The 13,891-nt window shown below is 42.3% G+C and carries 12 protein-coding genes; 7 read left to right on the forward strand and 5 right to left on the reverse strand.

The features are described from left to right. The first annotated feature begins 15 nt into the window (after nucleotides 1-15). Entirely contained in the window at nucleotides 16-216 is a 201-nt protein-coding gene (locus CAG58_RS03800; protein WP_237665975.1) for a hypothetical protein, read from the forward strand. Next, a complete protein-coding gene (locus CAG58_RS03805) occupies nucleotides 217-1,452 on the forward strand; it encodes an integrase (protein WP_161425197.1) in 1,236 nt (411 codons plus the stop codon). 193 nt (nucleotides 1,453-1,645) lie between these two features. Here the strand turns inward: CAG58_RS03805 and CAG58_RS03810 are convergent, their stop codons facing one another. From CAG58_RS03810 to CAG58_RS03825, 4 genes are all read right to left on the reverse strand, one after another. Then, nucleotides 1,646-2,227 (reverse strand): hypothetical protein, encoded by a 582-nt coding sequence (locus CAG58_RS03810; RefSeq protein WP_161425198.1) that lies wholly within the window; start codon nucleotides 2,225-2,227, stop codon nucleotides 1,646-1,648. 93 nt (nucleotides 2,228-2,320) lie between these two features. Next, entirely contained in the window at nucleotides 2,321-2,593 is a 273-nt protein-coding gene (locus tag CAG58_RS03815; protein ID WP_161425199.1) for a hypothetical protein, read from the reverse strand. 239 nt (nucleotides 2,594-2,832) lie between these two features. Further along, nucleotides 2,833-3,678, reverse strand: a complete 846-nt coding sequence (locus tag CAG58_RS03820; protein WP_161429710.1) for a hypothetical protein — start codon at nucleotides 3,676-3,678, stop codon at nucleotides 2,833-2,835. A gap of 533 nt (nucleotides 3,679-4,211) precedes the next feature. Continuing rightward, entirely contained in the window at nucleotides 4,212-5,864 is a 1,653-nt protein-coding gene (locus CAG58_RS03825) for a methyl-accepting chemotaxis protein (protein ID WP_161429711.1), read from the reverse strand. A gap of 484 nt (nucleotides 5,865-6,348) precedes the next feature. Here CAG58_RS03825 and CAG58_RS03830 point away from each other — a divergent pair, with 484 nt between their 5' ends. Next, complete coding sequence (locus tag CAG58_RS03830; protein ID WP_161425188.1) at nucleotides 6,349-7,986, forward strand: methyl-accepting chemotaxis protein; 1,638 nt, start codon at nucleotides 6,349-6,351, stop codon at nucleotides 7,984-7,986. Between the two features lie 124 nt (nucleotides 7,987-8,110). On the opposite strand, the gene CAG58_RS03835 is transcribed toward CAG58_RS03830, so the two are convergent. Continuing rightward, nucleotides 8,111-8,764 (reverse strand): HAD family hydrolase, encoded by a 654-nt coding sequence (locus CAG58_RS03835; RefSeq protein ID WP_161425189.1) that lies wholly within the window; start codon nucleotides 8,762-8,764, stop codon nucleotides 8,111-8,113. A gap of 157 nt (nucleotides 8,765-8,921) precedes the next feature. Between CAG58_RS03835 and CAG58_RS03840 the strand changes: the two genes are divergently transcribed. The 4 genes from CAG58_RS03840 (at nucleotide 8,922) to CAG58_RS03855 (ending at nucleotide 13,863) form a co-directional block, all read left to right on the forward strand. Continuing rightward, the gene (locus CAG58_RS03840; RefSeq protein WP_161429712.1) at nucleotides 8,922-9,839 is read left to right on the forward strand and encodes a LysR substrate-binding domain-containing protein; all 918 of its coding nucleotides are present in this window, start codon (nucleotides 8,922-8,924) and stop codon (nucleotides 9,837-9,839) included. Nucleotides 9,840-9,958: 119 nt separating this feature from the next. After that, on the forward strand, nucleotides 9,959-10,978 hold the full coding sequence (locus CAG58_RS03845) for a putative 2-aminoethylphosphonate ABC transporter substrate-binding protein (protein WP_161425583.1): 1,020 nt from the start codon (nucleotides 9,959-9,961) through the stop codon (nucleotides 10,976-10,978). 82 nt (nucleotides 10,979-11,060) lie between these two features. Beyond that, nucleotides 11,061-12,128 carry a putative 2-aminoethylphosphonate ABC transporter ATP-binding protein gene (locus CAG58_RS03850; RefSeq protein WP_161425584.1) on the forward strand — a complete coding sequence of 356 codons (1,068 nt, stop codon included), beginning with the start codon at nucleotides 11,061-11,063 and terminating at the stop codon, nucleotides 12,126-12,128. Between the two features lie 22 nt (nucleotides 12,129-12,150). Continuing rightward, complete coding sequence (locus CAG58_RS03855; protein WP_161425585.1) at nucleotides 12,151-13,863, forward strand: putative 2-aminoethylphosphonate ABC transporter permease subunit; 1,713 nt, start codon at nucleotides 12,151-12,153, stop codon at nucleotides 13,861-13,863. The last annotated feature ends 28 nt before the right edge of the window (nucleotides 13,864-13,891 follow it).

A 13,891-nucleotide genomic window follows, 5' to 3' on the forward strand; every position in this document is an offset into this window, starting at 1 on the left:
ATGGAGATCAGTGCAATGAGAACATTAAAACCCAAACAATATATTGATGAATTTTACCCTGACTCTGGTATGTGTACCGCTACAATCATCAACTGGATAAAACGCGGAAAATTAAAAGGCACAATGACTCCCACTGGACGATACTTGGTTCTTATCAGCAGTCAGACGCAACATACAGATAAAACCAGTGAATTATTAGAGTTTTTGGAGTCGTAAATGGCAGCTCGACCAAGAAGCATCAAGACTGCACATTACCCTGAGTTCCTATGGAAAGTGACACACAAAGGGAAAACGCGCTTTAGATTTCAAACTGTAGATGGCTCTAGGAAAATGTTTCCTTTGGGTACAACGGAACAACAAGCCATTCAAGCTGCATTAGCATATAACGCTAAGCATCGAGCAAGCGAAGCGCGCTTTTGTTTGGATGCTCCAAGCAATTACCCTTCGCCAATGAAAAAGAAAGACTCATTGGATAAACCTCTTCGGGAATGGCTACCCGTTGTGATTAAACGAGTGAAATCTGAAGAGGAACTTTCTGCAGGTGTTTTAAGCCGATTTATTAATGAATGTAATAAGTTAGAGCAAGACTTGGGGAGTGTTTTAACTAAATCGCTAACGCTTGTGCATATCAATGAATTTCTAAATTCTCACTACAGCAACGATTCAAAAAGAACTTTTAACGGCAAGGTTAGTAACTTAAAAAAGATTTTCTCATATCTTGCCGATGAAAGTGCTATCGATACAAACTTTATGTTGAGTAAGAAACTCAAAAAAGTATCACAAGATGATTTTAAGAAACGGCGAAACAACCTCACCGTTGCGGATTATGAAAGTATTTATTCTGCTGCCCCACTCTTTTTGAAAGTTGCAATGGCGCTATCATTACAAACAACGCACGTTGTTAGAGAGGTTTATCGCATCAAATACAAGATCAAGGAACCCAAAGAGGGTGTTTGCGGCATCGTTTGGTTTAAGGAGCCAAGACTGCAAGATGGGAATATAATTCACGGGACGTTGTATATACACCGAGAAAAAGTAAAAAAGGCGGCGTCGTCAATGGTAGCGATCCCTGTTACGGACGCTATTAAGGAAATTGTCGAACTTTCGAAAACTGACCGACTTCATTGCCCTTACATTGTTCACCGCAAGCCTATTCAGTCTAAAAGAGGGATTGCAAAAGATTGTGATCACCCATATCAAGTTCATCATCACAATATCAGCAAGGAATTCAGTAAGATTAGAGATCAATTAGGCTTATACAGTAATCTAGATATCTCATTGCGTCCGACATATCACGAGATTCGCGGTCTATCTGCAAGGCTTATTGAGCAAATGGGCGAAAGCGCCACAATACGCATGGCTCATGCCGATGCTAAAACCACAAAAATTTATACCGGAACTCGTGAGCTACTATGGAATGAGGCAACGCCAATTACTGTAAAAACAAGTTAGATAGTGGGAGTTAACGGTTCTTAACTCCCATTATGATAAGGTTCGCCCTTCAACGCCAGCAAAAGGAAATATTGCTGGCATATTTTCTGTTCAGGACAAGCACTAGCTCACTTTTGGACAAAAGTTAGTTAGTGCAATAGCACAACTAAGCCTCAATTGATCAGAAAAAGTATTTTGCAACCTTAAACACTTGCTATGTGAATTGTTGCCAAAATGGTCTATTTACATATAGGTGCTTATAACCTACTGACTGTTCTCTTGGAATTGAATTTTGATCAAAGTAACTCACCCAAAAAGTTACCGTTTTAAGAACATAATAAGTTAACGTCATCTCTGTACCATCTTCAAATCGGACTAGGTAGCTAGGTTTGTCTTGACCTTCAGATTCTCTAAATTCTTTGTCATTAACTGCTTTTTGCAACTTTTCAGAAATGTTTTCACCAACACAAAACTCAACAATATTTGTTGTTTGTGTTTCTGATTCTTTAAGTTGAGGTTGATAGCGATCAATACCAAAATGTTTAACCGAGTTGGCAATATCTTTCGCAATTGCTAAAAAAGGTTCCTTATCCCACTGCTGATCTAACTTCTTTTTTATGGCTTGTTGGCCTTGATATTTAATGCACCAATCACGAATTGAATGCGCAGTGACTGAAAAATTGAAGAAATGATCTGTTAAATTCTCAGGATCTTCTTCAAACGTAATCCTGTTCCCTTCGCGGATTAGCTTAAGAAGCATATCCTTGGGTTCTGAGATGCTTTGTATAAATGACATATAACCCCTTATTCAACTCACAGTGAAAATGCTCGCGTGTCGAATCATTCTCGAACAACTGATATCGATGGCACTGACACGCCACCGAAACTGCTAGCTTTCAGAGGCTAACTTAGTTTGAATATGATCTAAAAATTTTGCGCTATCTCCAACATATCTGACGTAAACGTCAACATAGTTGGCATCAAAGTGTTGTAGCAATGTGAGAACCTCAAAATATAGACCAGACTGATTTAAGTACTCACCAACTTTAGGAGGCAACGGAGAAATAATCTCTTGGTCTCTTTCAAAGTTATCAAATTGACTACCTGTTTCAATATCAACAAGGTAATACTTTGTACGTTCATCATCACTTACATGTGTCATTTACAATGTTTCTCCTTAAGAATACGGATTAAAAATGATACATATTGCGTATTGATTTGTATAGAAAGCAGGCTAGAATTCGTGAGGAATCCCCCCTTATGACAAGTTTCAGTTGGGCGAACTCGTATCGATAGGATATGTATGAATAAAAGTACTAATGAACAAAGACAAAAAAGCGAGCATAACGTAGGCTACCCGAATAAATAAATCTAGTTAAGACTTGTCCATACAAGAATCAATTACGCATCATAGAAGGTTGAATAAATAGGCTTAAAATTTTCTACAGTGCAGTCGCTTTCGAATTCAGTTTTCCAAAATTCACGTAAGAATTGAAACTCATTATCGCTTGTAGAACAAAAACTCATCGCGTATGAGATCATTCTAACCGTTTGAAAGTACTTGTACGGCAAGTTTATGGGGTTACCATGTATAAATATAGATTGCTCTTTTCCAGTTATATCAACATATTCAAATCTATTACTACTACCAGGGAGATAAAAGTGAAGTTTACTTGAGTTGATACAAAAATATGAGCAGGTCAATTCTACCAATTGATTGATTTCACCGAGGTTTGCACCAAAAAGTTTATCTACTATTTCCAGTTGTCTACACAATTCTTTAAAGTCACTTATATCCTCTTTAAGGCTATTAATTTCTTCCTTACAGACCGATAAATCGCCTTTGATAGCATTAGGGAATATGAGTCTATGCAGATAGTCTGCATCTTCAAACAACTTGTCATTGTTGGTATCAAACCTTTTCAAATAGCTTTCAAACTCTTCTTTATGCTTGAAATAGTTAGTAAAGATATTTTGGGTATTTGAAAGCTCTATCTGCTTTGCAGCCTGCACAGAGCGATGGTTGGAAGCTATGATAGCCACTGTTGGTATGATTAAGGCCAAGAGACTAAGAGGTACTTTGAAAACCACTAAAAGATTGTTCACGCCTTCATAGCTTGGATCGTATATAAGATTTGAGTGCTTTACGATCCAAATGGCACAGCCTCCACTTAGTAAAGCTATCAATATAAGTGAAATCCATAGTGATTTGAGCTGCGTAATGCTTTTGTTTGCTGCCAATGTCATAATCCTCAGTCCTTGAACAACGCCAGATTAGTACAAAAGACTAACCTATTCAATAACATAAGCATGGTGATTTAACGTCTATTTGGGGGAGAGATTGAATGATATTAGAAGTAAAAAGTTGTCGTGAATACTAATTGCAATTCAATAGAAAAGCTTGGCTAAGATCGCCGATTGAAGATTGATACATAAACTTGATGAAACTTATTTTGGGGCAAAAGTCAGTTAGTACAGTTAACTCGCACACTGAGTGTAAAGGTTACATAACTGAATCAACCCAGCAACAAAACTGGGCTGATTTATAATACATAAGGGGTGTCATTATACAGTACTTGAAAGTAAGTAACCCATTGATTTTCCGATATTATCACCTTTAGTTTTTTGTTGTTTTTTTGACAGGTAAATACCAGCAAAAACATAGACTAACCAATTGAATTTTATGTTTTTTAGGAAAATTTGGCACTATCTCTACCAACATCGGGGTTTCACCGTTTTAAGGGCTTCCTTTTAAAGCCCTACCCTCATATATCATCGCGTTAGCGGTTGTGCGAAATATTAAAGTAAGCGACCTCTTTTTTAAGTTCGTTAGCCAAACGATTTAACTCGTGCCCCGCATTTTCATTGGCTGCCATCAATTGGATCGACTCACTCGACATTGATGAGATTTGCCCCATCGCTGAAACTACCTCTCCAACCACAGCCACTTGATCATCCGTCGCTGAAACCACTTCTCGAATCCGATGAAGCGTATCTTTGGCTTGTTTTTCTATATTAATCAGTAGATCGCTGGCTTGCGCGGTTTTTTGATTACCCTCTTCGACCTGAGGTTGTGTTGCTTGCATGGCCTTAACACTGATCGCCGTTTGAGACTGAACTTCACTGATCAATGATTCAATTTGCGAAGTCGCTTCTCCGGTACGCTTGGCTAATTGACGCACTTCATCAGCCACTACAGCAAATCCTCGACCAGATTCTCCGGCTCGTGCAGCCTCAATCGCGGCATTCAATGCGAGTAGATTGGTTTGTTCTGAAATACCACTGATCACATTTAATATTCCACCAATATCTTTGGTCTTTGCTTCAAGTAACTTGACTTGTTCAACGGTTGAGTTGACCGTAAGAGCAATTTTTTCCATTTGTTTCGCGACCGAGAAGACTAATTCGCGCCCGTGATGCGCATTATCTGTCGTCATGACCGAATTACTTTCGGTTTGTTTAGCAATATCCGCGATTTGATCAATCGTATGACGCATATCTTCTAATCGTGAAAGCGTATCTGCGGTTAAATTTGATTGCTGCTTGGCCGAACTCAAAACTCGACTCGACCCATCAGAGACCTCTGAAACTTGACCAACGATCTTGGTTGAAGCTTGAACAATATTACTGACGATAGCCGTTAAGGTTAATGACATACCAGACAATGAATCCAAAATACTGTCTTTCGCTCGTTGCCCATAGCGGTGGGTTAAATCCCCTTTTGATAAGCGTTTAATCGCCTGCTGGGCTTCATAAGGTTCACCACCCAATGATTGGCGAAAACTTCGTTCAATCACCATAGCAACAAGCAGTGAAATAACAATCGCGACCGCAGATAGCAGTAACATTAAGTTTTGAAAACCGCTTGCTTGTTCACGAGCCGCGGGCGTCATCTGCTGATTCAACTCTTCTTGATAGTCAATAAACTGGTTGATGCTATTCAACCATTCAACAAATGCCGGACGAACCTGATCAAGGAGCGCTACATTCGCATTAATGTCTCTTTTCTTATCACTGATGATCGATTGCACCATGGGTAAGGTTTTTTGCTGGATTTGATCAATACTGCGTAAGATAGCCTGCTCTTTCGGCGTAAATATCACGCCACTGGCGATCATTTTTTGCATGTTATTTTCAGAGTCTCGATAAAAACGCTCTAAATTTTTTATCTCATTTTCTAATCTATTAAGCTCACTACTATTTCGGGCGATGGCAACATCTCGAATTGCAATAGCGCGATCATGCACGCTACCTCGATAATTAATCGCATAACGCTGTTTGAGTGAGTTGACGTCGGTGATTTGTGACAAGGTATCGTCAATCAAGTTTACTTTCTGAATACCCAGTATCGTTAACAGCAACATTAAACAGACTAAAATGCCAAAACCCAGTGCAAGTCGCGTTTTTACTTTCCATTGAGACATAAAGTCCATGGCTTCCTCCAAAAATAAGTATCAATTAATTATTAGTATTTCTTGTTATTAAGCTTGCTAATATTTAATGCAAAAAATAGGCGAATAAGGGTCAATACACTGACATATCGAACATCCATACAAAACCGTTTTTACTGTGTCGTACGTCGAATCAATGCTGAACAGGTTATACGTTACGAAAACTAAAAAGACCACTTTAGTCTGATTAGGTATAGTGAAATAAAGGGGCCTTCGCTAATCGAATCTACGTATTAATTTGATAGGAAAAAGTAATAATTAACCACTCAGTTTTCTACTGTGCACTTTAACTTATTATCAAAGCGAGTGATTGAACTCAACACTTATTGATTGAACGCTCAATTTTCAAACATTCTGTAACATCGTCGTCATCTAAAAGAGAAATAATCCAGCGGATTCTCGGTATTTTACTACTCAAACACAGCAGTGATAGCGAGAGAGCCTCTTTCTAACGGTGGTTATCATTATGTTTAAATTAAACCAGTTCAACATTAGTACTCGCTTATTTTGCTTAAGCGCCTTACCCATCATCAGCTTACTGGTCGCACTTGGACTCTCATTTGAAGCCGCTCAAGAAAAAGATCGGCAATTCACGCGGCTTTATCAACAACATCTACTGCCACTGAGTGATATTTTGGCAACCCACTCTTTACTGAGACAAGAAGGTCTAGATGACTTAAGACGCTATCGCACCGGCTGGGCAAGTCAAAAAGATACCGTAGAAAAAATAGAACAGTTAATAAACCAAGTGGAAACCCACTGGACAGCTTATCAACGGACGCAAAGTGGTGTGCTCGACCCATTAAGTCAACAAGCGGATGAACAATTGCAAAAAGCTATCGAACTTTATCAGCAGTGGATATCAAGGGCAGGCAGTGATGCAATTACGATCCGAATTCTCAACGAATCGACGTTTGGTAATGAAATTAATCAAGTATTGGTTCCGCTCGGTGACACACTGAATCAATTAGTTAACCAACAAATTAGTAAAGCCGATGACGTTCAACAAGAAGCAACGCTCTTGACGGCTAGAATGATGCATTTTTATCTCTTTGGTGGAGCCGCTTGGGTTATCTTGCTCATGGTACTCGGCTGGTTGATCCAACACTCAATTCAGCAACCATTACGCCAATTACGTAATAGCATTCAATACCTTGCTCATTCTTCTAATCTAACAACACAAGTAACGGTGCAAGGAAAAGATGAAGTTGCACAAACAGCGCAAGCGCTCAATACGATGGTTAATAATTTCTGTCACTTGATCATAGAAATTGAAAATAAAAGTGTCGATTTACACCAAAATGCTCAACGTATGCTCGCGGTAAGCGAAACGGTCGAGGACAAAGCAAATACTCAAAGTCGACAAACCGCAAGCGTCACAAAAGCGATGGATGAAATGGAGCAAACCATTCATGCGGTCGGTGAACACACACAATACGCGCAAACTGTGATTGCCCAAGCGGAAGAATTTAGTTCGCAAGGAACAGATACCGTACAAAAAGCCAGCGCCGGAATAAAAAGCTTAGCGAAATCGATCGATGACTCAGCACAAATCATTCGTCATCTCCATAAAGAATCTACCGAAATATCCCAAGTATTAACCGTCATCCAGACCATTGCTGAACAAACGAATTTATTAGCTCTCAATGCCGCAATTGAAGCGGCACGAGCGGGAGAAGCAGGGCGAGGGTTTGCTGTCGTCGCCGATGAAGTGCGTAATTTATCAGGCAATACTGAACAAGCTACCCGTTCGATTAACGATGTGCTTTCTCGATTACAAAAGGGCGCTAATGACGCAGTCACGGCGATGCAATCGGCAAACCAACAAGCTTTAGTCAGTGTTGAATTTTCGGAACATTCTGAACAGGTTCTTAAACATATTCGTCAAGCCTTTGAAGAGGTTGCTCTGGTTAACCAATCGATCACTACGGCTAGCCATCAACAAGCCAGTGTCGCGAAGCAGACTAAAAGTATTATTTATCATCTCAGCCAAGAAACTCATGGGCTAGAACAACAAGCAACACAAGCAAGAACGATCAGTGAGCGGTTAAGCGATGCTTCTCAACAACTTGGGGAAAAAGTACAGCATTTTACCACCGTATAGGTACGCTGGGTGGAGCTTTTGACACTTTAGCCTTGATCCGCAAAAACTAAATAGCCATGCCCTCAAGTACAATATCGTACTTGAGGGCCGAAAAAGATCGGTTGATTGATAATGCCTGCAACGGCTAAAAATGTATGATCGGCCAATCAGACACTAAGGCACGCGCTTTAAGCTGTTGGTTTGGATTGGTCGCAACAGGATGGCTGGCAAATTCAAGCATGGCAATATCATTATGTGAATCGCTGTAGGCATAACAATCACCAAAGCTGATGCCCTGCTCGGCCAACCAGCGATGAATCACAGCCACTTTTCCTTCGCGATAACTTAATGGGGTTCGCGCCTGTCCAGTAATGAGCCCTTGCTGTGTCTCTATCTCAATGCCAATCGCAGCATCAATCTCTAATAACTGTTGCCAAGGGCGCACCAAAAAATCCTCACTGGCTGAAACAATCACGACTCGACGTCCAGCTTGTTGATGCTCTCTGATCAATTGTTGCGCCATCGGATATAACTGCTTGAATAAATGCTGCTGCACAAACGCTTCCGCTGTCTGACTGACTTGCTGATACTCCTTACCGACAAGAGGAGCAAGGGTGAGCTTTAAATAATCATGCATATCCAGTACACCATGATCGTACTCAGCCATCATTTGCGCATGCTGATGATGCAATGCACTTTCTTTCTTCAGCCAACCTATCTCCGACATGTAATGCCACCACTGTGCAGAGCTATCAGTGGCAATCAATGTGTGGTCTAAATCAAACAGAGCCAGTTCCATATTTTTTCCTAATCGATAATCTTTTGTATAGGATGCCAAGCCAAATTGCTTTTGTATAGCGAGTCTAGCTTGGCCTTAGCCCTATATTAACTAATGTCTGTCATTGGAACTTCATCTTTCTTGTTTATGGTTAAACCACATCCCATTGGAGTTAATCATGAGTCAGTTACCCCCTCTGAATGCGTTACGTGCATTTGAAGCCTCAGCTCGTTTAGGCAATTTTACCAAAGCGGCCGATGAACTCAATGTCACGCAAGCTGCGGTCAGCCAGCAAGTGAAAATTTTAGAACATCATCTCAAAGCCACATTGTTTATTCGTGAAGCGAAAGGCATTCGACTGACGGATGCCGGACAAAGTTATCAACCCGTATTAACCCAAGTTTTTCACTCATTACGGATCGGAACTGAAGACCTGTTTGGTGAGCGAGGTAATAACACCTTATCACTGCGTGTATCCAATACATTTGCTGAGCATTTCCTTGCCGCAAGATTGCCAAGTTTTTTAAAAGATTATCCCCGCTTTCGAGTTCGGTTATACACCTCGCCATGGAGCCAGTCTGATCAAAGAAGTCAGCCTGATATTGAAATATATAACGGTTATGGAGACTGGGATGGGCGTCAAGTCGAACGGCTAACTCATGAATACTGGCAAGTGGTGTGCCGCCCACAAGCCATAAACTATTACGGTAACGTCACTTGCGCCAAACAGTTATTGGATTGGCCACGCGCCGCGATTATTGGTTATCGAGAAACTTGGCTCGATTGGTTTAGCCAACAAGGTATCACTGAAATTGCCGATGCACCTTGCTTAGAGTTCGACACCACTACCCTCGCAATTCAAGCGGTTCGTCACGGTGATCTTGCCTTACTGACACGTAATTTTGTGGTCGCCGATTCCCTTGCTCAGGGTAACCTCGTACTGGCGCATCCGGCGAGTATGACAACGACCGGAGGACATTATCTCGTGTGGAAAAAAGGCGATCATCGCCCCAAAGTATTGGCTTTTTGTGATTGGATTCGTCGTGAAGTTGCCAAGCACCATGCAACACAAGCTGATTTATTAGGCCTGACATAAGAAATTCTAGGCCATTTAACCCAATGGCGTAACGGTTTCGTCATCTAACTTGCTTAATGTAATCATAATAAAGTTCACCACAAATATTCGCCCAACAAATATGTTATGAGGAGTTAACCATGTCAGCACGACACATTTTGGCCAAAGGAATACTGGCTCTCTCGGCAAGCTTTTCTTTTATCCTTCACGCAACCGAACTGACCGTCTATACCGCCATTGAATCAGATGATTTACGTAAATACGCCGAGCGTTTCAACCAAGCTCATCCAGACATTAAAATTAACTGGGTACGCGATTCAACGGGCGTGATTACAGCTCGTCTATTGGCAGAAAAAAACAATCCTCGTGCCGATGTGGTTTGGGGACTGGCGGCAACCAGCCTAATGTTGCTGCAAGATGAAGGGATGCTACTGCCTTACTCACCTAAAGGTGTCGAAAAACTGTCGCCTAAATTTAAAGACAGCGCTCAACCCACTCATTGGGTCGGTATGGATGCTTGGATGGCAGCAATCTGTTTCAATACGATTGAAGCGAAAAAACACAACTTGCCAATGCCAACATCGTGGCAAGACCTTACCAATCCTGTCTATCGCGGTCATATCGTGATGCCGAATCCAGCCTCTTCCGGAACCGGCTATTTAGACGTTTCTTCTTGGTTACAGTTGTTTGGCGAACAACAAGGCTGGGCGTACATGGATAAGTTACATGCCAACATCAAAAATTATACCCATTCCGGATCTCGTCCTTGTGTGCATGCCGCTACCGGAGAAACCGCTATCGGTATTTCTTTTGCCTTTCGCGGCGCACGTGAAAAACAACGTGGCGCCCCCCTTGAGCTAATTTTCCCAACCGAAGGTGTGGGCTGGGATATGGAAGCGACCGCTATCATCGCGGGTACAAAGCAACAACAAGCCGCTCAAACACTGGTTGATTGGTCAATCAGTCAGTCGGCGATGGAAATGTACAACGAAGGATACGCCATTGTTGCCATGCCCGGTATTGCTAAGCCCGTCCAATATTTCCCAACCAATGCAGAAAGCCTACTGATTGATAATAACTTCCAATTTGCAGCGGCTAATCGTGAACGGATTTTACGCGAATGGGAGCGTCGTTACGACGGTAAGTCTGAAGCCAAATAATCGAAATAATGGTTAGGCAAGCAGCAGAGACTGATTGCCGCCTATTTACCCCTTTTATCCCAGCTTAGTTAAGGAGAACATCATGCGATGCCAAGGCAGCCAACTGGTTCTTGAAAATATCAATAAATGGTTTGGTGAAACTCAAGTGCTAAATAACATTCACTTAACCATCCAACCTGGGGAGTTGATCTGTTTTTTAGGCCCTTCTGGGTGTGGAAAAACGACTTTATTGCGAATTATCGCCGGATTAGAGCAACAAAATAGCGGGACGTTATTACAAGGCCAACGTGACATCAGCACACTGGCTGTTAAAGAACGTGATTTTGGGATTGTCTTTCAATCTTACGCGCTGTTTCCCAACATGAGCTTGTTCGATAACATTGCGTTTGGTCTACGTTGCCAAGGCGCAGAAAGTCGCTTAATTAAACAACGGGTCAATGAGTTACTCGGCTTAGTTGAACTCGCCGAGCATGCCCATAAATTTCCCGCACAAATTTCCGGAGGTCAGCAGCAACGTGTCGCTCTTGCGCGATCGCTGGCACCTGCACCAGGTCTATTATTGCTGGATGAACCATTATCCGCCTTAGATGCTAAAGTTCGTGCCCATTTGCGGCATGAGATTCGCAGCTTACAAAAACGCTTAGGCGTGACAACGATTATGGTCACTCATGATCAAGAAGAAGCCTTAGCCATGGCGGATCGTATCGTGGTCATGAACCACGGTGTCATTGAACAAATTGGCACCCCAGAGCAAATTTATAACCAACCTGCCAGTGCTTTTGTTGCCCATTTCATCGGTCAAATGAATTTCATGACGCCGACACAAGAGAGTCAAATTCATCAACTTAGCGCGGTGCAACAAGCTTTGGCAACGCATAGCCATCCAAACCCAATTGATAAAACCCTACGTATCGCCGTAAGGCCGGAGCACGTTTCCCTCGTTGCAACTCATGAAAGTCATATTCAAGCACAAATCAATCATATCGAATTTATGGGGGCTTTTTTACGCTGTAGTTTAGTGATCGAGGGCATTTCAGAAGCGCTTTATGCAGATATCACTATCGGACTTGCTCAGAGGTTACAACTGCGTACTGGCGATTATGTGGGCGTATCATTACAGGCAAACAGCATTCACTGCTTTGCGGCATAGAAGTTAAACAAAGGAAAGCACCATGTTATCAACTAGGATGTCGCCGTCCAGATTCTCTTTCGCTTGGCCTCAAGAATGGCGAATCAGCGAGCGCTTTTGGCTAACCTGTTTATTAGCGGTCGGTCTATTATTTTTGAGTATCGTTTTATTGGGGCCATTATACGCGCTCTTTAGCCGCAGCCTAATGAATGCACAAGGCGAGTTTGTTGGGCTGGCTAATTTTGCAGCTTATATTTCATCGGGCGGGATCACTACCGCGGCTTACCATTCGCTTTGGGTGGCGTCGATGAGCACGGTCATCGTGATTTTCTTCAGTTTTATGGCTGCTTACGCTCTCACACGCACTCAATTACCGGGCAGCCATCTGCTGCGTCTTTTGCTAACGATCCCAATTTTAGCCCCTTCATTATTGCCGGCGATCAGCTTAATTTATCTATTTGGTAATCAAGGTATTCTCAAGTTTTTACTCGCCGACCAGACTATTTATGGCCCAATTGGTATTGTCCTTGGTTCGGTCTTTTGGACCTTTCCACACGCGCTAATGATCCTCTGTACGGCACTTTCTCATGCTGACGCAAGACAATATGAAGCGGCAGCGAGCTTAAAATCATCACCATGGCGCACCTTTTGGTCTGTCACTGTGCCTTCGGCTCGTTATGGCTTAGTCAGCGCCAGCTTTGTCGTCTTTACTTTAGTGATCACCGACTTCGGCGTGCCCAAAATCATTGGTGGTCAATTTAATGTTTTAGCAACGGACATTTATAAACAAGTGATTGGTCAACAACGATTTGAAATGGGAGCCGTGGTCGGTGTGATCCTGTTACTTCCTGCTCTACTCGCCTTTGCCGCCGACCTTTGGGTGCGCAAAAAACAAGTAGCCAGTTTAAATGCACGTTCAGTCCCTTATCAACCGCCACGTTCATGGCGTAAAAGTCTATTTGGCATCCTGTGTGTGGCACCAAGCGGCTTATTTATCCTGACGATTCTCGGGATGGCAGGGATGGCTTCACTGTTTACTTATTGGCCCTATAATTTAGATCTCACTTTCGCCAACTATCAATTTGAACGTTTTGACGCTCATGGCTGGAAACCCTATCAAAACTCGCTGATGATGGCCTCGACGACCATGATTATTGGTACTACGGTCGTCTTTTTTAATGCGTGGTTAGTAGAGCGCACACCACAACCGGCTTGGTTAGCCAGAATCTATCAGTTTGTCGCATTACTACCGATGGCAGTACCTGGTTTAGTCTTAGGAATCGCTTATATCTTCTTTTTTAATCATCCAAGTAATCCACTCAATGTCTTTTATGGGGGATTAATGGTGATGGTATTATCAACGGTGGTGCACTTTTATTCGGTCGCACACTTAACGGCGGTAACTTCATTAAAACAATTGGATAATGAGTTTGAAAGCGTTGGCGATTCACTTAAATCGAGTCGGATTCATCTCTTTTCTCGACTCATTTTGCCACTCTCTTTACCTGCGATGTTGGATATTGCGCTGTATCTTTTTGTTAACGCAATGACCACCGTTTCTGCGGTCGTTTTCTTATATGGCCCTCACTCTCGTTTAGCCTCTGTAGTGGTGATGAGCTTAGAAGAAGCGGGCGGAACGGCCCCTGCGGCGGCCATGGCCATGGTGATCTTTTTTACTTGTGTTATCGCTAAACTGATTCACAGCGCGCTGCATTATGGGTTATCTCGCTCCACCAGCCGCTGGCGAAATAAATAAACGTCGAGCATTAATACATCAAAAGCGC

The sequence above is a fragment of the Vibrio sp. V31_P5A7T61 genome (assembly GCF_009904895.1).
Lineage (GTDB): Bacteria > Pseudomonadota > Gammaproteobacteria > Enterobacterales > Vibrionaceae > Vibrio > Vibrio metschnikovii.